The 1,029-nt window shown below is 51.4% G+C and carries 2 protein-coding genes; one reads left to right on the forward strand and one right to left on the reverse strand.

The genetic code is table 11. The annotated features are described in order from the left end of the window. On the forward strand, nt 1-327 hold a 327-nt coding region (locus tag JSN25_RS14175), incomplete at its 5' end, for a DUF4113 domain-containing protein (protein WP_233638416.1). Here JSN25_RS14175 and JSN25_RS14180 read toward each other — a convergent pair. Beyond that, nucleotides 320-991 carry an SOS response-associated peptidase gene (locus tag JSN25_RS14180; RefSeq protein WP_204525727.1) on the reverse strand — a complete coding sequence of 224 codons (672 nt, stop codon included), beginning with the start codon at nt 989-991 and terminating at the stop codon, nt 320-322. The genes JSN25_RS14175 and JSN25_RS14180 overlap by 8 nt on opposite strands. Between the last annotated feature and the right edge of the window lie 38 nt (nt 992-1,029).

Here is a 1,029-nt window from a genome sequence, read left to right on the forward strand (position 1 = left end):
CCGACACAGGACAGCCGGGATATCATTGCAGCAGCGACGAGGAGTCTGGATGCAATATGGAAAGACGGGCACAGGTATCAGAAAGCCGGGGTAATGCTGGGGGACTTCTTCAGTCAGGGCATCGCCCAGTTGAATTTGTTCGATGATAATGCGCCGCGCCGGGGGAGTGAGAAATTGATGGAAGTTCTGGATCATCTGAATGCAAAGGAAGGAAAGGGGGCGCTTTATTTCGCCGGACAGGGGATCCAGCAACAATGGGCGATGAAGAGAGAGATGCTGTCACCACGATACACGACCCGCTATGAGGACCTGCTTCAGGTTAAGTAACAGGCTTAATTAAATCTGCTCCCTGATTGTTCACATTCCCGACGGCACGCGTCACGGCGTGCCATAAAAATTTATCAGCGGACACGGAACCGTCGGCCGCAATCTCCTCCGCTTCTTTCCCTCCAACTTTCTGCCTCATCCATTCGCGAGCAGCATCTGGTGAGAGTACCAGTGGCCGCCTGTCGTGAATATCTACCAGTCCTTTGTCGGCCGCAGCTGTAACTATCAGAAAACCTTCTGCTTCATCTCCACGTTCGAATGGTGTGCTACCGATCGCCGCCATAAAAATCGGCTGACCGTCTGCCCGGTGAATAAAGTAAGGTTGTTTCTTGTCGCCTTCCTTTTTCCACTCAAACCAGCCATCAGCAAAGCAAATTGCACGGCCATGCTGCCAGAGTGGTTTAAACATTCTGCTGGTGGCCGCAGTTTCAGAGCGTGCGTTAATTAGTGGTGGTTTATCCCACCACCCGGGGGCGTATCCCCAGATAACTGGATCAAGATGCAACTGCTCATCACGTTCGCTCAGAAGCAGAACTTTTGTTCCTGGTGCTACGTTGAATCTTCCGATGGGTTCTGGATCGTATGGAATATCGCGTTCTGATTCATCAGCGAGCAGGGCAAGATAATCTTCACGCGTCATTGACTGTGCAAAGCGTCCACACATAGAAACCTCCAGCCATATGTCAGACTGAAAGTATAGGT

The sequence above is a fragment of the Citrobacter cronae genome (assembly GCF_016893685.1).
Lineage (GTDB): Bacteria > Pseudomonadota > Gammaproteobacteria > Enterobacterales > Enterobacteriaceae > Citrobacter > Citrobacter werkmanii.

What these genes read in the sequence shown, in the direction of transcription:
- JSN25_RS14180 (WP_204525727.1), bottom strand. Translation starts at nt 991, where the DNA reads ATGTGTGGACGCTTTGCACAGTCAATGACGCGTGAAGATTATCTTGCC.